The organism is Stenotrophomonas sp. Pemsol, from assembly GCF_003586545.1.
In the GTDB taxonomy this organism is placed as follows: Bacteria; Pseudomonadota; Gammaproteobacteria; order Xanthomonadales; family Xanthomonadaceae; genus Stenotrophomonas; species Stenotrophomonas sepilia.
On sequence record NZ_CP025780.1, the window covers coordinates 2618172 to 2635741 of the forward strand.

Annotated in this window: 15 protein-coding genes; 7 read left to right on the plus strand and 8 right to left on the minus strand. The window is 67.9% G+C overall.

What is annotated here, in order from left to right:
- Window positions 1-24: 24 nt before the first annotated feature.
- A complete protein-coding gene (locus PEM_RS12200) occupies window positions 25-2868 on the minus strand; it encodes an autotransporter serine protease (RefSeq protein ID WP_119706109.1) in 2844 nt (947 codons plus the stop codon).
- 182 nt (window positions 2869-3050) lie between these two features.
- Here PEM_RS12200 and PEM_RS12205 point away from each other — a divergent pair, with 182 nt between their 5' ends.
- The 3 genes from PEM_RS12205 (at window position 3051) to PEM_RS12215 (ending at window position 5257) form a co-directional block, all read left to right on the plus strand.
- Window positions 3051-4226 carry a thiolase family protein gene (locus PEM_RS12205; RefSeq protein ID WP_119706110.1) on the plus strand — a complete coding sequence of 392 codons (1176 nt, stop codon included), beginning with the start codon at window positions 3051-3053 and terminating at the stop codon, window positions 4224-4226.
- A 124-nt stretch (window positions 4227-4350) separates the two neighbouring features.
- Window positions 4351-4692, plus strand: coding sequence for a hypothetical protein (locus tag PEM_RS12210; RefSeq protein ID WP_005418203.1), 342 nt, complete (start codon window positions 4351-4353; stop codon window positions 4690-4692).
- A gap of 154 nt (window positions 4693-4846) precedes the next feature.
- A complete protein-coding gene (locus PEM_RS12215; protein ID WP_111129624.1) occupies window positions 4847-5257 on the plus strand; it encodes a hypothetical protein in 411 nt (136 codons plus the stop codon).
- 180 nt (window positions 5258-5437) lie between these two features.
- Here the strand turns inward: PEM_RS12215 and PEM_RS12220 are convergent, their stop codons facing one another.
- Window positions 5438-7075, minus strand: a complete 1638-nt coding sequence (locus PEM_RS12220) for an acyl-CoA dehydrogenase family protein (protein ID WP_111129623.1) — start codon at window positions 7073-7075, stop codon at window positions 5438-5440.
- 113 nt (window positions 7076-7188) lie between these two features.
- Here PEM_RS12220 and PEM_RS12225 point away from each other — a divergent pair, with 113 nt between their 5' ends.
- Genes PEM_RS12225 through pdeM form a run of 4 tightly spaced genes read left to right on the plus strand, consistent with a single transcriptional unit; the run spans window position 7189 to window position 12878 of the window.
- Window positions 7189-8187, plus strand: a complete 999-nt coding sequence (locus PEM_RS12225) for a ligase-associated DNA damage response exonuclease (RefSeq protein WP_005418210.1) — start codon at window positions 7189-7191, stop codon at window positions 8185-8187.
- Window positions 8184-9791 (plus strand): ATP-dependent DNA ligase, encoded by a 1608-nt coding sequence (locus PEM_RS12230; protein WP_111129622.1) that lies wholly within the window; start codon window positions 8184-8186, stop codon window positions 9789-9791. Before PEM_RS12225 ends, PEM_RS12230 begins: the two co-directional genes overlap by 4 nt.
- Window positions 9788-12247, plus strand: a complete 2460-nt coding sequence (locus PEM_RS12235; protein ID WP_053500353.1) for a ligase-associated DNA damage response DEXH box helicase — start codon at window positions 9788-9790, stop codon at window positions 12245-12247. Before PEM_RS12230 ends, PEM_RS12235 begins: the two co-directional genes overlap by 4 nt.
- Window positions 12237-12878 (plus strand): ligase-associated DNA damage response endonuclease PdeM, encoded by a 642-nt coding sequence (gene pdeM / locus PEM_RS12240; protein ID WP_111126867.1) that lies wholly within the window; start codon window positions 12237-12239, stop codon window positions 12876-12878. Before PEM_RS12235 ends, pdeM begins: the two co-directional genes overlap by 11 nt.
- Before the next feature lies 1 nt (window position 12879).
- Here pdeM and PEM_RS12245 read toward each other — a convergent pair whose 3' ends face one another.
- The 6 genes from PEM_RS12245 to nagZ form a co-directional block, all read right to left on the minus strand.
- Window positions 12880-13149 (minus strand): hypothetical protein, encoded by a 270-nt coding sequence (locus PEM_RS12245; RefSeq protein ID WP_005418216.1) that lies wholly within the window; start codon window positions 13147-13149, stop codon window positions 12880-12882.
- 180 nt (window positions 13150-13329) lie between these two features.
- Window positions 13330-14598 (minus strand): NAD(P)/FAD-dependent oxidoreductase, encoded by a 1269-nt coding sequence (locus tag PEM_RS12250; RefSeq protein ID WP_111126865.1) that lies wholly within the window; start codon window positions 14596-14598, stop codon window positions 13330-13332.
- Window positions 14599-14723: 125 nt separating this feature from the next.
- Window positions 14724-14930 (minus strand): cold-shock protein, encoded by a 207-nt coding sequence (locus PEM_RS12255; RefSeq protein ID WP_005410590.1) that lies wholly within the window; start codon window positions 14928-14930, stop codon window positions 14724-14726.
- An 88-nt stretch (window positions 14931-15018) separates the two neighbouring features.
- Window positions 15019-15765 (minus strand): S-methyl-5'-thioinosine phosphorylase, encoded by a 747-nt coding sequence (locus PEM_RS12260; protein ID WP_005418222.1) that lies wholly within the window; start codon window positions 15763-15765, stop codon window positions 15019-15021.
- Between the two features lie 81 nt (window positions 15766-15846).
- Window positions 15847-16401, minus strand: coding sequence for a hypoxanthine-guanine phosphoribosyltransferase (locus PEM_RS12265; RefSeq protein WP_005418223.1), 555 nt, complete (start codon window positions 16399-16401; stop codon window positions 15847-15849).
- The gene (gene nagZ, locus PEM_RS12270; RefSeq protein WP_005418224.1) at window positions 16401-17408 is read right to left on the minus strand and encodes a beta-N-acetylhexosaminidase; all 1008 of its coding nucleotides are present in this window, start codon (window positions 17406-17408) and stop codon (window positions 16401-16403) included. Before nagZ ends, PEM_RS12265 begins: the two co-directional genes overlap by 1 nt.
- Window positions 17409-17570: the final 162 nt, after the last annotated feature.

Consider the following 17570-nt stretch of genomic DNA (forward strand, 5'->3'; position numbering starts at 1 on the left):
TTTCGACCCGGCGCGACCGCCCGTTCAGAACCCGGTGCTGTAGCGCAACGCCGCCTGGCGCGCGCCTTCGCCGCCGACGCGCTGGTCGAAGCCCAGGCTCAGGCGGCCGTTGCGACCCCACCACGACTCCAGCGCCACGCCGAACAGCGCACTGCCGCGCGGCGCGTTCCAGCCCGCCAGTGGCGCCCATGCATCAACGCCGACGAAACTGGCCTGCCAGTCCGCATCGGCACCATCGAGCCGCTGCTGCCATTCGGCATGCCCGCGCAGGGTCCAGCGCCCCCAGCCACGTTCGCCGCGGATACCGGCCAGCATCTGGCTGCGCTGTACGCGGTTGGCATCGCCACGCAGGCCGAAGCCGAACCCGCCCAGTTCGTTGAAGGCATCGGTATCCACGCGCGTGCTGCTGGCGCCCACGTAGGGTGTGAACGACGCACCCGCGCGGCCGAAACGATAGCCGCCTTCGACACTGGCGCTGCTGAAACGTCCGCCGTAACGTGCAGAGACACCGTAGGCGCCGGCGCCCAGCAGCAACTGGCGATCCAGCGCCCGGGTGAACTGGCCGCTGCCGACCTGCGCCAGCGCATAGCCCCGGCCCAGGTTCCAGCCGGCATACAGCTGCGCCTGCGTCTGGCGATCACGCCCACGATCACCACCGACGCTGCTGCCACCATTGCTGCGGGTTTCGCCAAAGGCCACGCCCATCAGCCCATTGCTGCCCAGTGGCAGGTCCTGGCCGGCCATCCAACCGCGGCTGTCGGCGGCATTGCCGGCGAAACTGCCCTGCCCGGCTTCGCCGAGCGCGCTCTGCCAGGCCCCGCGCAGGCGCGGCGCCGTCTGCACGCGATCAAAGCGCTCGGCGATCGCGCGGCGTGACATGTCGATGCTGTCGAAGGTGGCCGACTCGGCCCGCGCATGCGCCTGTCCGGACAGGCTCTGCAAACTGGCCTCGAGGCCTTTGCTGCCACCGCCGGTCCACTGCAGCGCACCGGCGGCCGTACCGAAGGCCGAGCCCTGCAGCGTCGTATCGCCATCAAGCGCGCTGAACGCACTGTCCACGCGTCGCGCAGCCGACTGCGCCGAGGCCGTGAGCCCGGTCGCGGCCGCCGTGACGCTGACCTGGGTCAGGTTCAACCAAGCGTTGTTGCTGTCATATCCATAGCTGCTCTGCAGCAGCGACAGGCCCTGCAGGCCGCTGGAGGTGGCCGGGCTGCTGAAGGTGCCGCTGAGGCCGGCGGCGGCGTGGATCAGGTCCTGGCGGCTGCCGTTCTGCGGCACATAGCCGGAGACGAAGCCGTGCACGCGCACGCCCCCGTTGATCGTGGCGTTGCCGGTGACCTGCAGCGCATTGGCACCGAGCGCGATCATCAGCTGCGCGCCGGCCTGCTGGGTGTAGTTGCCCTCGATGGTGCCGGTGGTGTTGCCGGTGGTCAGGAACACGCTGCTGCCGTTGACCACATTGCCGATCACGCGCGGCGTACCGCCATTGAACTGCAGGCCGGTCGAATCCGGATCGGGCTGCGCCAGGATCGTCACGTTGGAGCGGATCACGCTGCCGTTCTGCAGTGACAGGATGCCGCGCTCGATGCGGGTGGCACCGCTGTAGCTGTTGTTGCCCCCCAGCACCAGGGTTCCCCCGCCCTGCTTGACCAGGCCACCGCTGCCGACGATGTCATTGCTCCACAGCGAGCCACTCGATGGCGCATCGACATTGGCCACCACATCGCCCCAGTCGAAGCGCCCCGGCCCCTTGATCGCCCGCGAGATGTCGAGCAGGCCGTAGCCGAACACCGCATCCACGCCGGGCGCACCGATGTCCTTGGCGGTGCCCAGCAGGGTCTGCCGCACCAGGTTGTTGTCGAAGTACGGGTAGCGCTGCCAGACCAGGGCGGCGGCGCCGGAAATCAGCGGGGCGGCGAAGGACGTGCCGTAGTTCCAGTAATAGCTGCCGCCGTTGGCATCGGGATAGACCGCGCTGCCCGGCGCCGCCAGGCAGTAGCGCGCGGCTTGGCCGCAGGCATTGGCGTAGCTGGCCAGCGTGCCCGGTGCATACGGATCCACCGCAGTGGCCACCAGCCAGCCGCGCTCCAGATCGGCCGCCGGCAGCGAGCCGGCAACGCCCAGCTGGCTGGGCAGCGCGGCCAGGCTGCTCGGCTCGGGGCGCGCATCGTTGCCGGCCGCGAACACCACCAGGCCGCCATGGTTGATGACGAACGGCCGGTACTCGGCCGCCACCTGCGCGGTGGTCGGCAGGTCGGTCCAGTACAGGCCGCCCCACGAATTGTTCATCACCTTCACGTTGTAGCTGATCAGGTCCTGGTGGACCTGCGCCACGCCCAGTGGGCCGCTGAAGGAATTGCCCTTGCCGCTGCCGTCATCGACGGGCGGCTTGTCGGCGATGATCCGCGCCGAAACGATCTGTGCGCCGGGGGCGATGCCGCCCGGCCAGGACCCCACCGAAGCACCCGCGGCCAGGCTGGCCACCGCCGTGCCGTGGCCCACCACGTCGTCCACCTGCAGGTTGTTGCGGGCGGGGTCGATGTAGTTGAGGTTGGCGACCACGCGCCCGTTCAGCGCCACTGCGTTGCGCTGCACGCCCGAATCGACGATGCCGATGCGCACCCCCTGCCCGGTCAGGCCGGCGGCCTGTGCGGCACGCGCATTGGTCACGGACAGGTGCGCGTCGAAGGCCGGCTCCTGCGGCTTGGCCGGAGGCGGTGTGGTCGGCGGGGGCGTGGTCGGGGGCGTCGGGGTGGTCGGGGGTGGATCGATGCGGACATTGCCGCCGCCTCCGCCGCCACCACATGCCGTCAATGCCATCGCCAGCGCCGACGCCAGCGCCGACCTCACCATCATCGTGCGTTCCATCGATTCCTTCCCATGAACGTTGGCCTGCCTACATCCCGGCAGGCGTGCGGTGCCGCCCAGCGGCGGCCCTCCCCGACCCTCTATACTTGGGTCGACCCCCACGCAGTCTGCCGGGAAATCGCGGCGCTTCCAACGTCCTCGGTCTCCTTTCCGAACATTGCTTACGCATCAACGAGATTGCCATGTCCAACATCGTCATCGCCGCCGCCAAGCGCACCGCCATCGGCTCCTTCCTCGGCCAGTTCAACGGCGTGCCGACCCCGACCCTCGGCGCGGCCGCCATCGCGGCCGCCCTGGAACAATCGGGCGTGCCGGCCAGCGACGTCTCTGAAGTCCTCATGGGCTGCGTGCTGCCGGCCAACCTCGGCCAGGCGCCCGCCCGCCAGGCGGCGATCGCCGCCGGCATTCCGCTGTCGACCGGTGCCACCACCCTCAACAAGGTGTGCGGCTCGGGCATGAAGACCATCATGCTCGGCCATGACCTGATCAAGGCCGGTTCGGCCAGCATCGTGGTCGCCGGTGGCATGGAATCGATGTCCAACGCCCCGCACCTGCTGCCCAACTCGCGCACGGGCAACCGCTTCGGCAACTTCCAGGCGGTCGACCACATGGCCCACGACGGCCTGGTCAACGCCTACGACGGCAAGGCCATGGGCGAGTTCGCCGAATGCGCCGTGGACAAGTACCAGTTCAGCCGCGAGGAACAGGACGCCTACGCGATCGAATCGGTCAAGCGCGCACAGGCCGCACAGGCCAATGGGGCATTCGCCGATGAGATCGTCGCGGTGAAGGTGGCCACCCGCAAGGGTGAGGTCGAGGTCGCCACCGATGAGCAACCCGGCCGCTCCGACATCGCCAAGATCCCGACCCTGCGCCCGGCCTTCAAGAAGGACGGCAGCGTCACCGCCGCCAGCTCCTCCAGCATCTCCGACGGCGCCGCTGCGGTGGTCCTGCTGACCGAGGAAGACGCCAACGCACGTGGCATTACCCCGCTGGCGCGCATCGTCGGCCACGCCACCCATTCGCAGGAACCGGAATGGTTCACCACCGCCCCGATCGGCGCGATCCACACACTGCTGGCCAAGACCGGATGGTCGCTGGACCAGATCGACCTGTTCGAAATCAATGAGGCCTTCGCCGTGGTGGCGATGGCACCGATGCGTGAACTGGGCATCCCGCACGACAAGCTCAACGTGAATGGCGGGGCCTGCGCACTGGGCCATCCCATCGGTGCCTCCGGTGCACGCCTGGTGGTGACCTTGGTCAACGCCCTGCGCACGCGCGGTGGCAAGCGCGGCATTGCCACCCTGTGCATCGGTGGTGGTGAAGCAACAGCCATCGCCATCGAATTGATTTAAAAAGATTTAACGACGATTTCGCAAAAATGAATGCGGGATCGCTTGACACCCAATCTTGGCTTGTCATCATGTTGTCGGCGCGCAGCATGCGCGTTGCCTAATTCTAACGACGAGGATTTACACAATGAGCATCAACAAGCTGCTGGTCGCGATGTCCCTGGCTCTGGCCCTGGCCGCCTGCTCGAAGCAGGAAGCTGCCCAGGACGCCGCTGCTTCGGCCAACGAAGCCGCCACCGAAGCCCAGGCTGCTGCCGACCAGGCCGCCGCTGCCGGCGCCCAGACCGCCGACGCTGCCCAGCAGGCTGCCAACACCGCCGCCACCGCTGCTGACGCTGCGACCGACGCTGCTGCCAACACCGCTGCTGCCGCGACCGACGCTGCTGCTGGCGAAGCCAAGGACGCTGCCAAGGCTGCCGAAGCTACCGCTGAGCAGGCCAAGGACGCTGCTGAAGAAGCCAAGAAGTAATAACTTCTTTCTTCAGGCTGTTCTGGAAAAGCCGCTGGTTCGCCAGCGGCTTTTTCTTTGGCCTGCTGTCTGCGCGCGCCTCGGATCGCGACCCCGTCTTCACAACGGCATGAATAGGCTGGCGTCCCCATCCATTGCAGTACCGGAGACCGCCATGAAGATTCGCCCGATCACCACCACGCTGCTGGCCGCCTCCCTGCTGCTGGCCCTGGCCGCCTGCAAGGGTCCGGAAGCCGAACAGGCCAAGCAGGACGCGCAGCAGGCCGCCGACAGCGCCGGCGCTGCCGCCCGTGACGCCGTGGACAGGGCCGCCGAAGCCACCCGCAACGCTGCCGACAAGACCGCTGCCGCGTCCGAGCAGGCCGCCGCCGATACCCAGCAGGCACTGGACAAGGCCGCAGACGCCACCGCAAACGCCGCAGACAAGGCCAAGGTTGCGGCCACCGACGCCGCTGCACATGCCAGCCACGCCACTGCGGACGCCGCACAGAAGGTTGCTGACAAGGCCCGTGATGTCGCCAATGACGCCAAGGCCAACGCCGCCAAGGAAGAAGCCAAGCACTAAGGCCTACCGGCAGCCGGGCATCGTCTCGGCGCTACAGGAAAAGCCGCGGCACTGCCGCGGCTTTTCTGCTTTTCGCTCTCTGCTCTTTCTGTTGATTCCGTGCTGGACGCGTACGGAAAGTGTCCAAGGACGCGCAGGTAGGTTGCGCAGGGGCGTAAGCGCCATCGCCGTTGGCCGCCCCTAAGGCAGCGCGCGCGCCAGCATTGCCGACAGATCCACACCCGCCGGCAGCGTCCCGAACACCAGCCCATGCTCCCCTTCCAGCCGGCTGCGCACGAACGCTTCAGCCATTGGACTGCCCGCCCGCAACATCAACGCTGCCTGCAACAGCAGCGCAGTGCGCTCGCAGAAAAGCCTCGCCTGCGACTCATCCGGTGCCGGTGCCGCTGCCCAACGCTGCAGCGCCGCCGCGTAGCGCGCATCATGATCGGCCACCGCTGCCAGCTCGGCGCGCAGCGCCGCCAGTGCCTCCGGTTCACGTGCCAGCGCGCGCAGTACGTCCAGGCACTGGATGTTGCCACTGCCTTCCCAGATCGAATTCAACGGCGCCTGCCGGTACAGCCGCGGCAGCATCGATTCCTCCACATAGCCTGCGCCGCCGAGGCATTCCTGCGCTTCGTTGACGAAGGCCGGCGCGCGCTTGCACAGCCAGTACTTGCCCAGCGCCGTTCCCACCCGTGCCAGCGCAGCTTCGTTGGCATCCACGGCGGCGCGATCCACCGCGCGTGCGATGCGCATCGAAAGTACCGTGGCCGCTTCCGATTCCAGTGCCAGGTCGGCCAGCACATTGGTCATCAACGGGTGCTCGACCAGCAGCTTGCCGAAGGTGCGGCGATGGCGTGCGTGGTGCAACGCCTGCGCCAACGCCATGCGCATTTCCGCCGCTGCGCCCAGCATGCAATCCAGGCGGGTCATCATCACCATGCCGATGATGGTGGCCACGCCACGCCCCTCCTCGCCCACCCGCCATGCCTGCGCGCCGCAGAACTCGACTTCGCTGGAGGCATTGGCCCAGTCGCCAAGCTTGTCCTTCAACCGCATCAACCGGAATGCGTTGCGGTCACCGTCGGCCAGCCGGCGCGGCATCAGCAGGCAGGTCAGTCCTCCCGGCGCCTGCGCCAGCACCAGGAAGCCATCGCACATCGGTGCGGAAAAGAACCACTTGTGGCCGACAAGGCGATAGCGCTCACCATCGATCGGTTCGGCGCGCGTACTGTTGGAGCGCACATCCGAGCCGCCCTGCTTCTCGGTCATGCCCATGCCCAGGGTGATGCCGGCCTTGTCAGCCACCGGCACGTCGCGCGCGTCATAGACCGGCGCTGCGGCCTTGCGTGCCCACTCGGCCAGATGCGGCTGCGTGTGCAGCACCGCTACTGCTGCATGGGTCATCGTCAACGGGCAACTGGTGCCGGCCTCGGCCTGGTGGTGCAGGTAGCTCAACACCGCACGCGCGACATGCGCGCCGGGTTGCGGTTCATGCCAGGACAAGCCGGCGACACCGTGCGATTTCGCCGTCTCCATCAACTGGTGATAGGCCGGGTGGAACTCCACCGTATCGATGCGATGACCCTGCGCATCATGCGTGCGCAGGCGTGGGCGATCGCGGTTGGCATCGAAGCCGAGCCGGTACAGCTCGTCGCCGGCCAGCGCGCCATAGACCGCCAGGCGTGGCGCGAAGCTGCCAGCGCCTTCGCGTTGCACGGCTTCCATCAGCGCCACGTCGTCGGTCCACAACTGGCGCCCCGCGAACGGTGGCGGCTGGTTCAACACCACATGGGTTTCGTAGGGCGCGTCGCTGCTGAAGCTTGGTCCACTCATCCGGTCCATCCTGGCGGCAAGAGGTATGCGGTCCGATTGTGCCGCATGACTTGCCAAGCCCGTGTTCAGGCCGGTTCTCACCGTCTGCACGAGCAGCAGGCCACAGTGATCGCATGGCAGCCAACGACGATCTGGTGGTGCTGCGCCCGGAAGGGCTGTACTGCGCCGCCGGCGATTTCCACATTGATCCCTGGCGACCGGTAGCGCGCGCGGTCATCACGCATGGCCACGGGGATCACGCCCGCCCGGGCATGGGCGAGTACCACTGCAGCGAGGGCAGCCTGCCGATCCTGCGCTGGCGCCTGGGCGATGTTCCGGTGCAGGCGCACGTCGAGGGCGTGCCGTTCCGCCTGGGCCGGGTACAGGTATCGCTGCATCCAGCCGGTCACGTCCTGGGATCTTCGCAGGTGCGCATCGACGACGGGCGGCAGGTCTGGGTCGCCTCCGGCGACTACAAGCGGCAGCCTGACCCAACCTGTGCGCCGTTCGAAGTGGTGCCCTGCGATACCTTCATCACCGAAGCCACCTTCGCCCTGCCGATCTACCGCTGGCCGGACACTTCGGCCGTCGCTGCCGAAATCGTGGCGTGGCGCCGCGAATGCGAACAACGCGGCGAGGCTGCGATCCTGCTGTGCTATGCGCTGGGCAAGGCACAGCGGGTGCTGGCAGAGCTGCGGCCACTGGACGATCGGCCGGCCTGGCTGCATGGCGCCATCGCCAATGGCGTGGCGGTGTACCGGCAGGCCGGCGTACCGATGCTGGAGACGCTCACCGTGGCCGAACAGGGCCGCCAGCCCGATGCCGCCGGCCAGTTGATCCTGGCCCCGCCCTCGGCTGCGGGCACGCCCTGGATGCGCCGCTTCGGCCGTCACCAGCTGGGCTTCGCCTCGGGCTGGATGCAACTGCGCGGCAACCGTCGCCGCCGCAACGTCGATCGAGGCTTCGTCATTTCCGACCACGCCGATTGGCCAGCACTGCTGCAAACGATCCAACAGACCGGCGCGCAGCGGGTGATCGCCACCCATGGCAATACCGATGCGTTGATTCCGTTCCTGCGCGAGCGCGGCGTGGCTGCCGAAGCCTTCCGTACCGATTTCGGGAGCGAGGAATGAAGTCCTTCGCAGCGCTCTACCAACGCCTGGACCGCAGCACTGCCACGCTGGACAAGCGCGCAGCGCTGGTCGACTACTTCCGCCAGGCAGGCGCACACGATGCGGCGTGGGCGCTGTACCTGCTCAGTGGTGGCAAGGTGGGTGGCGCGCGCAGGAAGATCGCCGCCAGTGGCGAACTGCGCGCGTGGATCGCCGAGCAATCAGGGTTGCCACCGTGGCTGGTGGAAGACAGCTATGCGCAGGTGGGTGACCTGGCCGAAACGCTGACCCTGCTGTTGGACGACCCACCACACCCCTCGCCTGACCGGCCCCTGGCCGAATGGATCGAACAGCACCTGCTGGCGGTCGCCAACCAACCCGAGGCGGTGCGTCGCGCGGCGATCGTCGCCGGCTGGCAGCAACTGTGCAGCGGCGAACGCCTGGTATTCAACAAGCTGCTGACCGGCGCCCTGCGCGTTGGCGTGTCGCAGCGACTGGTGCAGCAGGCGCTGGCCGAGTGGTCCGGCCTGGACATCGCACGCATCGCCCAGCGCATGCTGGGCGAGTGGGTGCCCTCGCCCGGGCTGCTGACCCAGCTGCTGTCGCCGGATGAGCTGCCGCTGGACCGGCAGCAGCCCTATCCGTTCTTCCTGGCCTCGCCACTGGAGGGATCCCCTGCCGAACGACTCGGCCCGATCGATGACTGGCTGCTGGAATGGAAGTGGGATGGCATCCGCCTGCAGCTGCTGCGCCGGCGCGGCGAGGTCGCCTTGTGGTCACGCGGCGAAGAGCGGCTGGATGGCCGCTTCCCCGAGATCGAACAGGCAGCGATGGCGCTTCCCGATGGCTGCGTGCTGGACGGCGAGCTGCTGGCCTGGGACGAAGCCGCGGACCTGCCGCGTGCCTTCACTGCGCTGCAGACGCGCATCCAGCGCCGAAAACCCGGTGCGGCCACCCTGCGCAACACGCCGGTGCGGGTGCTCGCCTATGACCTGCTTGAACTCGATGGCGTAGACCTGCGCGAACGTCCGCTGCAGCAGCGGCGCGCGCGTCTCGCCGAGGTCGTCGGTGCACTGAACGATGCACGGATCCAGCTCTCACCGGGCGTTGACGCCGACGACTGGCTCCAGGCGGCGGCAATGCGCGACGTGGCACGCGAACGCGGCGTGGAAGGACTGATGCTGAAACGGCATGCCTCGCCCTACCAGGCCGGACGCCGCCGCGGTGACTGGTGGAAATGGAAGCTCGATCCGCTCACCATCGATGCGGTGCTCCTGTACGCGCAGGCCGGCCATGGGCGGCGCAGCACGCTGTACACCGACTACACCTTCGGCGTCTGGGACGGCGACACGCTGGTACCGGTCGCCAAGGCCTATTCGGGCCTGGATGACAAGGAAATCCTCGCGCTTGATCGCTGGATCCGCGCCAACACCCGCGAGCGCTTCGGCCCGGTGCGCAGCGTTCGCGCCGAACACGTCTTCGAGCTGGGCTTCGAGGCAGTCAACCGCAGCAGCCGGCACAAGTCGGGCATCGCCGTGCGTTTTCCGCGCATCCTGCGCTGGCGCCACGACAAGCCCGCCAGCGAAGCCGATCAGTTGGCCACGCTGCAGGCGTTGGCACGATGAACCGCAGCCAGGCACTGCGCCGGCTGGAAGACTGGTTCGCGTCCAGAGGCTGGCGCTCACTGCCGTTCCAGCGCGCGATGTGGCGTCACTATCTCGCCGGCGAATCCGGGCTGCTGCATACACCCACAGGCAGCGGCAAGACACTGGCGATGTTCGGCGGGCCGCTGCTGCAGGCCATGATCGACCCGCCACCCTCCCCCCGCCGCGCCAGCGCGGTCCGCCCGCTGCAGGTGCTGTGGGTGACCCCCTTGCGCGCGTTGGCCAGCGACACCGCGCGCGCGCTGCAGACCGTGGTCGATGGGCTGGGGCTGGGTTGGCGTGTCGGCCTGCGCAGTGGTGACGCCAGCAACCGCGAGCGGCGCCAGGCGCGCGAGGGCCGCATCGACGTACTGGTGACCACGCCGGAATCACTGGCGCTGCTGCTGAGCTATCCGGATACGCTGCCGCGCATGCAGCGGCTGCGCTGCATGGTGGTGGACGAATGGCACGAACTGCTGGGCAACAAGCGCGGTGTGCTGCTGCAGTTGAACCTGGCAGTGTTGCGCCAGGCCGCGCCTGCATCGCAGCTGTGGGGACTGTCGGCTACGCTGGGCAATCTGGATGAGGCGCGCGATGTACTGCTGCCCGGGCAACCGGATGCACCGATCGTGCAGGGCGTACGCCCTCGCGCAGTGAGCGTGCGCAGCGTGCTGCCGGACCCTGGCGAACATTTCCCCTGGGCCGGGCATCTGGGCCTGGCGCAGCTGCCACGCGTGCTGGATGCACTGATGCAGGCACGCAGCAGCCTGCTGTTCACCAATACGCGCGCGCAAGCTGAATTGTGGCATCAGGCGCTGGCCGCAGTCTGGCCGGAAGAACCGGACACGCTTGCGCTGCACCACGGCTCGCTGGACCCGGTGCTGCGCCAGCAGGTGGAGGATGGCCTGCGCGCGGGCGCGCTGCGCTGCGTGGTTGCCACCTCCAGCCTCGACCTCGGCGTCGACTTCCCCGAGGTTGAGCAGGTACTGCAGCTGGGCAGCCCGAAGGGCGTGGCGCGCCTGCGCCAGCGCGCCGGACGCGCACGGCACCGCCCGGGTGCCAGCGGTTCCATCCTGTGCGTGCCCAGCCATGCGCTGGAACTGGCCGAGTACGCCGCCGTGCGCCGTGCGTTGGCCGGGAACGTGGTCGAAGCGCGCAGGCCGCCGACGCTGCCGCTGGATGTGCTGGCCCAGCATGCGGTCAGCCGCGCTCTGGCGGGCGGCTTCGACAGCGCCGACCTGCTGGCGCAGGTGCGGCGTACCCATGCCTTCGCGTCGCTCGGCGACGACCAGTGGCAGGCCGTGCTCACATTCGTCGTGCAGGGTGGCCAAGCGCTGGCCCAGTACCCCGATTTCCACAAGGTCGTGCGTGATGCCGATGGGTGGTACCGCATGCACGACCGTCGCCAGGCGCTGCGTCATCGGCTGTCGATCGGCACCATCAGCAGCGATGGCAGCGTGCGCGTGCAGTTCCTGCGCGGCGGCAGCCTGGGCGCCGTGGAGGAACAGTTCGCCAGCCGCCTGCGCCGTGGCGACCGCTTCCAGTTCGCCGGGCGCCTGCTGGAGCTGGTGCAGCTGCGCGACATGACTGCCTTCGTCCGGTTGGCACGAGGACGCGGTGAGGGGATCGTGCCGCGCTGGCAGGGCGGCCAGTTGCCGCTGTCGATGCCGCTGGGCCGCGAGCTGGAGTGGGTACTGTCCGGTGCTGACGACAGCGCCGAGTCACGCTGGCTGTCACCCCTGCTGGCACTGCAGCAGCGGTTGTCGGCGCTTCCCGGCCCAGCCCATCTGCTGGTGGAGGATGTGCGTCGTCGCGAAGGCCAGTTCCTGTTCGTCTATCCCTTTGCCGGCCGCCACGTGCATGAGGCGCTGGCCGCCCTGCTGGCGCTGCGCTGTACCCGCCGGCAGCGCAACAGCATCGGCTATGCGGTGAACGATCACGGCCTGGTGCTGGCACCGGCACAGGCCATCGATCTGGATGCGGCGCAATGGCGGGCGCTGTTCTCCACCGATCAGCTGCTGGATGATCTGCGTGCTGCAGTGAACCTGGGCGAGCTGGCGCGTCGCCAGTTCCGCGGCATCGCACGCGTCGCCGGCCTGCTGGTCCCCAGCCTGCCCGGTGGCATGCCACGGGCACTGCGCCAGCTGCAGGCATCCGCGGGACTGCTCTACGACGTACTGCGCGAGCACGACCCGGATCACCTGCTGCTGGCGCTGGCGGAACAGGAAGTGCTGAATGACAGCCTCGACATGCCGGGGCTGCAACAGGTACTGGCCAGGATTCGGATGCAGACCCTCTCGGTGCAGCGCCCGGCGTCACTCACGCCGTTGGGTTTCCCGCTGTGGGCCGAACGCCTGCGCGGGCAGTTCAGCAACGAAGACTGGCGTACCCGGGTACAACGCGCGGCCCAGCAGCTGGAGCGTCGGCATGGCCGATGAACTGCCACTGCCGCGCGCAGGCGAGTCGCTGGTTCTGCTTGGCGCGCGTGCACTCTACTGGCCCGCGCGGCAGGCACTGCTGCTCGCCGACCTGCACCTGGGCAAGGCCGATGTATTCCGCCGCGCAGGCATCGCGCTGCCCAGCGGCGGTACCGGCAAGGACCTGAAACGCCTGCAGGGGCTGCTGGACAGGCATGCCTGCCGCGAGCTGTGGATCCTGGGCGACATCCTGCATGGCCCGGCGCATCGCGCTGCGTGGTACCAGCAATGGTTGGCATGGCGCGAACGCAATGCCGCACTGGACGTGCATGTCCTGCGCGGAAATCATGACCGGCAGCTGCCGCATGCCGAGCTGCAGGTGCAGATACACGACGAGGTACGGTTGCCACCGTTCCTGCTTCGGCATGAGCCGGTGCCCGATGCGGAGCTGCATGTGATCGCCGGGCATCTGCATCCACAGATCGCTTTGCCTGCGTTGCGGCGGCGCTTCCCCGCATTCTGGCTGCGTGACAGGATGACGCTCCTGCCGGCCTTCTCCGCGTTCACCGCCGGAATCGTTCCTGTTCCCGCTGCCGGCGAGCAGATGGTCGCCTGCGTGGACAACGGCCTGGTGGTGCTGCCCCTGGCTTGAATCAGGCCGGACGGATATCCAGCTGCGGCATCAGCTGGAACTCAGGCGTGTCCTCTTCCCGTCGCCGCGGCAGGGCCTGGATCGCCGCCAGCATCTCCTGCGCGCAAATGCGGATGCGCGTGTGATGCTCCGGCGACGCATGACTGATCAGGCTGCCGACATGGAACTCGAACACGTCCTCCAGTACGTCGGGCTGGTCCTCGTGCAGCATCTGCAACAGACCGCGCAGCTTGCAGATTTCCGATTCCAGCTCCTCGACCGCGAACAACATGGCATCCTCCTCTTCGACAACAGGCGGCACATCCGGGCCGCAACAGGCGGCGACGGCAGCGCCTCCCGGGCCACGCGCGATGTTGATCACGGAAAGGAAAACGGGCGACGCGCAATCGCGTGCAACCTACTTCTCGCATATGCGCAGTGAGGCAACCGTTAATTCACGTGACGACGCATTTCACGCAGTGGCCGTGATCGCGTTGATGCGAGGCACCTGCGCCGCAGTGGCCAGCGCGTCGACGAAAGCCGGATCCAGCGCGAGCGAACCGAACCAGCCATGCTGGGTACCGCTGAGCACACGCAGCATGTGACCACGCCCACCCGGCAGGCGCCCCATCGGGCCGAGCAGCACGTCGCGCGCTTTGGCCCAGGCATCGCGATCAGACTGGAACAGCGGCGTCAGCCAACGGCTCCAGCGCTGGTAGACCGCAACGTGCGCCCTGCGCTGCGCCTGGTAGGCCTGCAATGCCGCGGCACCGCCACCATGCGCGCGCAAGGCATCGCGCAGCGCCAGCGCATCGAGCAGCGCCATGTTCACGCCCTGGCCCAGCTGTGGGCTCATCGCATGCGCGGCATCGCCGGCCAGCACCATGCGGCCGTGATACCAGCGCGTCATCACCGCGTCGCGGTAGACGGCCCGTGCCAGCTGGCCGGCGTCACGCAGATGCGCGAAGCGTGCACTGGCCTGCGGCCACAGCGCATGCAGTTCGTCCAGCCATGGCGCCATGCCGTCGGCCTGCCAACGTTCGAAATCGTCGCGTGGCAGGCTCCAGAAAAAGCTCAGGCGCGGCGTGTCATCACCGGGCCGCGTACCGACCGGCAACAGCCCGATCATCTTGCGTGCGGCCACGTAGCGCTGCCGCAGCTCCTGCAGGTGTGGCCAGTCTTCGGCTGGCAACAGGCACCACAGCGCACCCCACGGATACACGCGATCCAGTCCGTTACCGTCTTTGATCGTGCCGCGCAGCGTCGAGGCCGCACCATCGGCGGCCACCACGAGGTCGAACGCACCGTGCAGGCGCCCTTCGCTGTCACGCAGGCGGCCCTGCTCGGCATCCACTGCAGCGATGCTGACGCCGGCATGCAGCTGGCCCGCACCAGCACGCGCATCATCCAGCAACGAGAACAGGGCGCCGCGCTGCATGCCAAGGCCGTGCAGGCGCGCGTCCAGGCCGGCGTAGCGCATGTCCATCACTGCGCGTTCGCACGGCGTATCGCCGTACAGGCGATGCACCGGCGCGGCATGCGCGCGCACGGCGTCAAGCAGGCCCATCTGCCACAGCACCTGCAGGCCGCTGGGCTGCAGCAGGAAACCGGCGCCAACCGGTCCCGGCGTGGGCACACGTTCGAAGATCTCCACCTCGTGGCCATCACGGGAGAGCAGGATGGACAATGCCTGTCCAGCGGTGCCGTAGCCGATCACGGCGATGCGCAGTCGTTCCTTCATGGAGGCATTGTGCCCGAGCGCAAATCCGGATGCCCAGCGGGGCCTCCGCCCACGGCAGCGCAATTCTTGTCGCAGCGCAAAAAAAACCCCGCCGGAGCGGGGTTTTCAACGCACTGTCGAGTGGATCACTCGGCCGGCGTGATGTTCGAAGCCTGGGCGCCCTTCGGGCCCTGGGTCACGTCATAGGTGACACGCTGGCCTTCCTGCAGGCTGCGGAAGCCCTTGGAGTTGATGGCGGAGAAGTGCGCGAACACGTCGGCGCTGCCATCCTCCGGCGAGATGAAGCCAAATCCCTTGGCGTCGTTGAACCACTTGACGGTACCGTTCGGCATGGTGATGCGAGACCTTATGCAATGAATGGGTGGTGTACGCTGAACCCGCGCACAAGCTGAGTATGCAAAGCTTGCTCAGGGAAGACAATCACCCCCGCGCCAATTCGCCCACCAGTTCCGGAAGTCCGTTGCTGGCCGCCTGCACATTGGCCAGCACTTCGGCCATCGTAATCTCCTCGCCATCACCGCAGCCGGCGGCCCAGTTGGCGATGATCGCCAGGCAGGCATAATCCAACCCCAGCTCCCGCGCCAGTGCGGCTTCCGGCATGCCGGTCATGCCCACCAGATCGCAACCGTCGCGGCGCATGCGGGCGATTTCGGCGATGGTTTCCAGGCGCGGGCCCTGCGTTGCGCCATAGCAGCCACCGTCATGGACCGTGACACCGGTCACTTTGGCTGCCGCCAGGATCTTGCTGCGCAGCATCGGCGTGTACGGATGGCCGAAATCGACGTGGACCACGTCGGAGCCTTCTTCTTCACAGATCGTGCTGATGCGGCCCCAGGTGTAGTCGATGATCTGGTCCGGGCAGGCGAGCACGCGCGGACCGAAGTTCTCGGTGATGCCCCCCACCGTGTTCAATGCCAGCACCCGCTGCGCGCCCAGCTGCTGCAGCGCAGCCAGGTTGGCGCGGTAGTTGATCTTGTGCGGCGGCAGCGAATGCCCCTCGCCATGCCGCGCCAGGAACGCCACGCGATGGCCGAGCAGCGTGCCCACGCGCACCGGGCCCGATGGGCGGCCGAAGCGGGTGTCGACCTCGTGGGTCTGCACGTCGTCAAGCTTGGCCAGGTTGTAGACACCGGTACCGCCGATCACGGCCAGGGCGATCTGTTGCATTGGAAGCACTCCATGAAAAGACGAACGCCGGCACCCGAGGATGCCGGCGATGGAAAAGACGCGCCGCGGGCGGCCGCGCCGTTATTCCTTCATTGCGTAGATGGCCGGCACGCAGCGCAGGGTCTCGTTGACGTCCATGCCGAAGCCGAACACGTAGCGGTCCGGCAGCTCGATGCCCGCGTAATCGGCGGTCACATCGGGCAGCGCACGGTCGTGCTTCTTCACGGTCATCGCAGCGATGCGCACATCGGTCGCGCCCTGTTCCAGGCACCAGGTGCGAACGCCCTGCAGGGTGTAGCCCTCGTCGAGGATGTCGTCGACCAGCAGCACGCGGCGGCCGAACAGCGAGGTGGCCGGCTTGTGCTTCCAGACCAGGTCACCGCCGGTGGTTTCGCCGCGGTAGCGGGTGGCGTGCAGGTAATCGAACTGCACGTCCTGGCCGCGCGCGCCCAGTTCCAGCGCGAGCTGGCCGGCGAACGGCAGCGCACCATGCATGATCGACAGGAACAACGGCACCTCGCCCTTGTAATCGCGCGCGATGGCGTCGGCGATTGCAGCGATGGCCTTGTCGATGGTGGGGCGGTCGACCAGCAGGTCAGCCTGGGCCAGGGCCTGGGAAATGGTGAGGTTGGGCATCAGACGGTTCTTCCAAGGGTTTCAAGCAGACGGGATTGGGTGTCGCCATGGCGGGCATCGGCCAGCAGGCCGTCCCAGCCGAGCGCGCCGCGGCCGAGCAGGCCCAGCAGCGCAGCAGTATTGAGGGAACGTCCCTGCACCGCATGCAGGGCTTCATCGACCAGTTCCGGATGGCAGACCAGCACCACGTCGCAACCGGCGTCCAGGTGCGCGTGCACGCGTGCCGGCACGCCGCCGGCGCTGTGCGAGGCGGCCATGCCGATGTCATCGGAGAACACCACGCCGCGGAAGCCGAGTTCGCCGCGCAGGACGTCCTGGATCCAGCGTGGGGAATAGCCGGCGGGCTCCGCTGCCACCTGCGGATAGATCACGTGCGCCATCATCACCGCATCGGCACCGGCGGCGATGCCGGCCTGGAACGGCACCAGGTCCTGCGCGCGCAGTTCGTCCAGCGCGCGTGGATCGATCGCGGTATCGACGTGGGTGTCTTCCAGCACGGTGCCGTGACCAGGAAAATGCTTGAGCGTGGCGGCCATGCCGACCGCGTGCATGCCGCGCACATAGGCTGCAGTGAACGCGGCCACGACCTGCGGGTCTTCACTGAAGGCGCGGTTGCCGATGGCGCGGTTGCCGCGGCCAAGGTCGACCACCGGGGCGAAGCTGAGATCCAGGCCGCTGGCGCGGACTTCACTGGCCATCAGCCAGGCGTGCTGCTCGGCCAGCGCCAGGGCCCGCTGCGGGTCGGTGGCGTACAGGGCACCAATGTCCTGCAGCGGCGGAAGATCGCTGTAACCCTCGCGGAAGCGCTGCACACGGCCGCCTTCCTGGTCCACGCAGATCAGCTGCGGGCGCGGGGCAGCGGCACGGATGGCCGCGCTCAGATCGGTCACCTGCTGGCGCGAGGCGAAGTTGCGCTTGAACAGCACTACTCCGGCCACGGCGTCGTGCTGCAGCCAGTCACGTTCCTGGGCGGTCAGTTCGGTGCCGGCAACGCCGATCAGCAGCATGGTCGATCTCCACAACGCGCGCCCGCATGGCGCAGTGCCGCATTGTCGCAGAACCGGCCGACAGGCGCAGTGGTCAGAAAAAGGGGACGGAGGGGATTAAGGCGCAATCGGCCCCAAGGGGCTGGATACGTCTTAATCCCCTCCGTCCCCTTTTGAGGAGCC